Source organism: Mesorhizobium sp. M7A.F.Ca.CA.002.09.1.1, assembly GCF_003998555.1.
GTDB lineage: Bacteria > Pseudomonadota > Alphaproteobacteria > Rhizobiales > Rhizobiaceae > Mesorhizobium > Mesorhizobium ciceri.
Window position 1 is genome coordinate 1 of sequence record NZ_RZRR01000433.1, and the last position, 4,571, is coordinate 4,571.

At 62.2% G+C, this 4,571-nt stretch carries 6 protein-coding genes; 1 reads left to right on the forward strand and 5 read right to left on the reverse strand.

Translation table 11 applies throughout. The features are described from left to right. Window positions 1-18: 18 nt before the first annotated feature. The 4 genes from EN994_RS18850 to petA all read right to left on the reverse strand — a co-directional run bounded on the left by EN994_RS18850 (window position 19) and on the right by petA (window position 3,622). Entirely contained in the window at window positions 19-714 is a 696-nt protein-coding gene (locus EN994_RS18850; protein ID WP_013529987.1) for a phosphatase PAP2 family protein, read from the reverse strand. A gap of 127 nt (window positions 715-841) precedes the next feature. Then, window positions 842-1,714: a cytochrome c1 gene (locus EN994_RS18855; protein WP_013529986.1), complete on the reverse strand. Its 873-nt coding sequence runs from the start codon at window positions 1,712-1,714 to the stop codon at window positions 842-844. A 28-nt stretch (window positions 1,715-1,742) separates the two neighbouring features. Further along, window positions 1,743-3,044 carry a cytochrome b N-terminal domain-containing protein gene (locus EN994_RS18860; RefSeq protein ID WP_013529985.1) on the reverse strand — a complete coding sequence of 434 codons (1,302 nt, stop codon included), beginning with the start codon at window positions 3,042-3,044 and terminating at the stop codon, window positions 1,743-1,745. A 17-nt stretch (window positions 3,045-3,061) separates the two neighbouring features. Then, on the reverse strand, window positions 3,062-3,622 hold the full coding sequence (petA, locus tag EN994_RS18865) for a ubiquinol-cytochrome c reductase iron-sulfur subunit (RefSeq protein WP_013529984.1): 561 nt from the start codon (window positions 3,620-3,622) through the stop codon (window positions 3,062-3,064). 315 nt (window positions 3,623-3,937) lie between these two features. Here petA and EN994_RS18870 point away from each other — a divergent pair, with 315 nt between their 5' ends. Continuing rightward, a complete protein-coding gene (locus EN994_RS18870) occupies window positions 3,938-4,282 on the forward strand; it encodes a cupin domain-containing protein (RefSeq protein WP_013529983.1) in 345 nt (114 codons plus the stop codon). 3 nt (window positions 4,283-4,285) lie between these two features. On the opposite strand, the gene EN994_RS18875 is transcribed toward EN994_RS18870, so the two are convergent. After that, a partial coding sequence (locus EN994_RS18875; protein ID WP_127307719.1) for a DUF6665 family protein occupies window positions 4,286-4,571 on the reverse strand: 286 nt, incomplete at its 5' end.

Here is a 4,571-nt window from a genome sequence, read left to right on the forward strand (position 1 = left end):
TAATCCGATTGACAAAGATTACATGCCGAGATCCGAACGAAGCTCGGCCCTGGCCACTTCATACTCGGCCTTGAAGTCGTCCCGGTTGAGCAGGACCGCGGCGATGACGCTGCCGGAAATCCTGCCCATCTCGACGTCGGACGCATAGTGGATGCCGCCGACCTCGCGGTTGTGGGCGTATTCGGCCGCACGCGCCATGATCTCGGCGCGCTTTTCCGGAACCATATCGGACAGGATGATGCCCATCATGGTGCCGACGGTGGCGTGGCCGGACGGCCAGGAACCCGAACTCGACAGCTTGACCGCCGGCTTGACGAGGTCGCTGAGCTGGTGCGGACGCGGGCGCTTCCAGATATCCTTGGCCGGATCGACGACGGCGCCTTCGGTGGCCACGACGCGGTCGAAGAAGGCGCTGAATTTGGGCAGCGTTTCCTTGTTGAATTTCGGCCCCATGACGTTGGCGAAGCGCCAGACATTCTCGTCGGCATCGGCGACGGCGCTGGCTACCATCTCGGGCGTGCGTGTCACCTGCAGCATCAGCACCTCGCCGAGTTCGGCCTTGGTCTGCGCCGAATCGTTTGCCGGCGGCGGCGGCAGGATCATCGTCAGGTCGACATCCTTGTTGGTGACGAAAGGCTGGGCGTCTTCCGCTTGCGCGGCCGAGCCGACGATGAGCAGCAACAGGCCTGCCGCGAGCGATGCGTATCTTTTCATGGGTGCGATCCTTTGATGAGAGCAGCACAGGATCGCCGGATGCGGTGACGGCCATGTGACATGGCCGGCTTCTGGAAATGCAAAAGGGCGCCTCTCGGCGCCCTTCGTGATCACTTGATCGTGTGGCTTAATGCGCCACGCCTTCCCACACCTTGCGCTTGGTGAGATAGACCAGCGCGCCGAACAAAAGCAGGAACACCAGAACGCGAAAACCGGTCTTCTTGCGGTCTTCCATATGCGGCTCGGCCGCCCATGCCAGGAAGGCGGAGACGTCGCGGGAATACTGGTCGATGGTCTGCGGCGCACCGTCATCATAGGTCACCTGACCATCGGAGAGCGGCTTGGGCATCTTCAGCGACACGCCGGACATGAAGTACGGATTGTAGTGGGTGCCTTCCGGGATGACCATGCCGGCCGGCGGTGTCTGGTCGTAGCCGGTCAGCAGCGAGTGGATATAGTCGGGGCCGCCCGCGTCGTACTGGGTAAAGATATCGAAGACGAACTGCGGAAAACCGCGTTCGACACCGCGAGCCTTGGCCAGCAGGGACATGTCTGGCGGAGCAGCACCGCCATTGGAGGCAGCGGCGGCTTCCTCATTGGCGAAGGGCGGCGGGAAGTGGTCGGACGGCTTGCCCGGACGGTCGAACATGTCGCCGGCATCGTTGGGACCGTCGTGGATGGTGTACTCGGCCGACAGCGTCTTGATCTGCGCATCGGAATAGCCGAGGTCCGACAGCGTGCGGAACGCCACCAGGTTCATCGAATGGCAGGCCGAGCAGACTTCCTTGTAGACCTTGAGGCCGCGCTGCAGCTGCGCCTTGTCATAGGTGCCGAATGGGCCAGTGAAACTCCAGTCCATTTCCTTCGGCTCGTCGATCGGGAAATGCGTCGGATTGGCCACATTGTGTGCCTCTTCGGCGGCGATCGCCCGAGTGCCCGCGGCCCCAGCGGCGACGGCCACAAGGCCGATCAGCGCCAGCGAGGTGAGAATCTTTTTCATGCCAAATCCCCTTAGATTCTCTACCCGCTCAGCCTTTGGTTTCCGGAGCCGCCGTAGCGCCCGCCGGATGTCCGCTGCCGCCCTTGTTCTTCTCGAGCACCGCCTCGGTGATCGAGTTCGGCAACCGTCGCGGCGTCTCAATCAGGCCGAGCACCGGCAGCGCGATCAGGAAGAAGGCGAAGTAGAACAATGTCGCCATCTGCGCCATGAACACATAGCTGCCTTCTGCCGGCTGCGAGCCCAGCCAGCCAAGCAGGATGGCATCGGCCACGAACAGCCAGAAGAACAGCTTGTACCAGGGCCGGTAAACCGCCGAGCGCACCTTCGAAGTGTCGAGCCACGGCACCAGGAACAACATGACGATGGCGCCGAACATGCATAGCACGCCGCCGAGCTTGGAGTTGATCGGCCCGACATTGAAGGTGATGGCGCGCAGGATCGCGTAGAACGGCAGGAAGTACCATTCGGGCACGATGTGGGCCGGCGTCTTCAGCGGGTTGGCGACGATGTAGTTGTCGGGATGGCCGAGATAGTTCGGCAGGTAGAAGACGAAATAGGCGAAGAAGAACAGGAACACGATCATGCCGAACGCGTCCTTGATGGTCGCGTAGGGGGTGAAGGCCACGGTGTCGGTCTTCGACTTGACCTCGATGCCCGTCGGGTTCGACTGGCCGACGACATGCAGCGCCCAGATGTGCAGCACGACAACGCCGGCGATCATGAACGGCAACAGATAGTGCAGCGCAAAGAAACGGTTCAGCGTCGGGTTGTCGACGGCAAAGCCGCCGAGCAGCAGCTGCTGGATCCAGTCGCCGACCAGCGGAATGGCGCTGAAGAAGCCGGTGATGACGGTGGCGCCCCAGAAGCTCATCTGGCCCCATGGCAGCACGTAGCCCATGAAGCCGGTCGCCATCATCAGGAGATAGATGATGCAGCCGAGGATCCACAGCAGTTCGCGCGGCGCCTTGTAGGAGCCGTAATAGAGGCCACGGAAGATGTGGATGTAGACGGCGACGAAGAAAAACGAGGCGCCGTTCGAATGCATGTAGCGCAGCAGCCAGCCCGAATTCACGTCGCGCATGATCTTCTCGACCGAGCCGAAGGCCAGATTGGTGTCGGCCGTGTAATGCATGGCCAGCACGATGCCGGTCAGGATCTGCGCCACCAGCATGATCGACAGGATGCCGCCAAAGGTCCATGCATAGTTGAGGTTGCGCGGCACCGGATAGGCAACGAAGCTGTCATAGACCAGCCGCGGCAGCGGCATGCGGGCGTCGAACCAGCGTCCGAGACCGGTTTTGGGCGTATAGGTCGAGTGTCCCTCGCTCATCGAAATATCCCCCTGCCTCAACCGATAAGGATCTTGGTATCGGAAATGAACTTGAATACCGGAACCGCCATGTTCTCCGGCGCCGGGCCTTTGCGGATGCGGCCGGCGGTGTCGTATTGCGAACCGTGGCACGGGCAGAACCAGCCGCCGAAATCGCCTTCCTGGCCAAGCGGAATGCAGCCGAGATGCGTGCAGACCTGAACCATCACCATCCAGGCTTCCTTGCCGGGCGTGGTGCGATTGGCGTCGGTCGCCGGTGCGTCGGCCGGCAGATTGGCGTTGCGGGCGATCGGATCCTTGAGATCGGCCAGCTTGACCGCCTCGCCGTCCTTCATTTCCTGTTCGGTGCGGTTGCGGACCACGACCGGCTTGCCGCGCCATTTGACGATCAGCGACATGCCCGGCGTCAGCGAGGCGACGTCGACTTCGACCGAGGCGAGCGCCAGCGTCGAGGCGTCAGGGCGCATCTGGTCGATGAACGGCCACGCGAAAGCACCCGCGCCGACCACTGCGGCCATGCCGGTGGCGACGTAGAGAAAATCACGACGGTTGGGATCCTGGGTGTCGGTTGCGCTCACGGGTGCCTGATCCTTTCGCCTCTTCCGTGCCGGTGGTTGAGCCTTGTTCCCCGCTCAAATTACGCCAACCCGACAGCGCATGGCGAACAGGCTTGCGAATTCCTCCGGCATTTGGACTTCGGTTTATGCGTGAAGCCCGTTTTTGTCCAGACGGGTGAAGGCACAAGGGCAGATTGTCGCGGGGACAAAATCCGCCGCCGGTCAACACGACGCCGGATAGCCGCCAACCATCACTAAACAACCGGGAAACACCCGCAAATCCGACGCCCTTGTTCGGCTCGACACAAGGCCCCAGCCGGGTCTATCCTTGTCATCATGGCACACGTCATAGACCGCGACACCTGGGCCGTTCGCTCGGACCATTGGAAGGGCGAGTTGCAATGTGGCGCCTACGGCTCCAACTCCTGCCTGATCTTCAACTATCTGCCTGATGTCGGCGGCGGCCCGCGCCTGCACACACATCCCTACGCGGAGATCTTCATCATCCGCCAGGGCACCGGCCTGTTCACTGTCGGCGACCAGGAAATCGAGGCATCCGCCGGCCAGATCCTGATCGTGCCACCCAATACGCCGCACAAATTCACCAATCTCGGCCCAGGCCCGCTGGAAACGACCGACATCCACGAGAATGGCAGCTTCATCACCGAATGGCTGGAGTGATCCCTATTTCGCGCCGAGCCTGGCCAGCACCGCTTTCGGGATGTTGTATTCACGAATGACGGCATCGTGCTTGCGCAAGCCGCACAGCTCGCGCTGGATGAAATAGCCATGCACCGCCTCGGCGGCATCCTTGAGCAGAAGGGGGCGCAGTTGCTCGTCGGCATTGTCGCGCAGCCTGGCCAGCGTTTCCTCTACCCGCTGGCCGGCGCGGCCGAGTGCTGCCGCCTTTTCCGCCAATATTTCATGGCCGAGCGCGTCGAAGGCGGCTTCGGCGGCCGAGGCGCCGGCA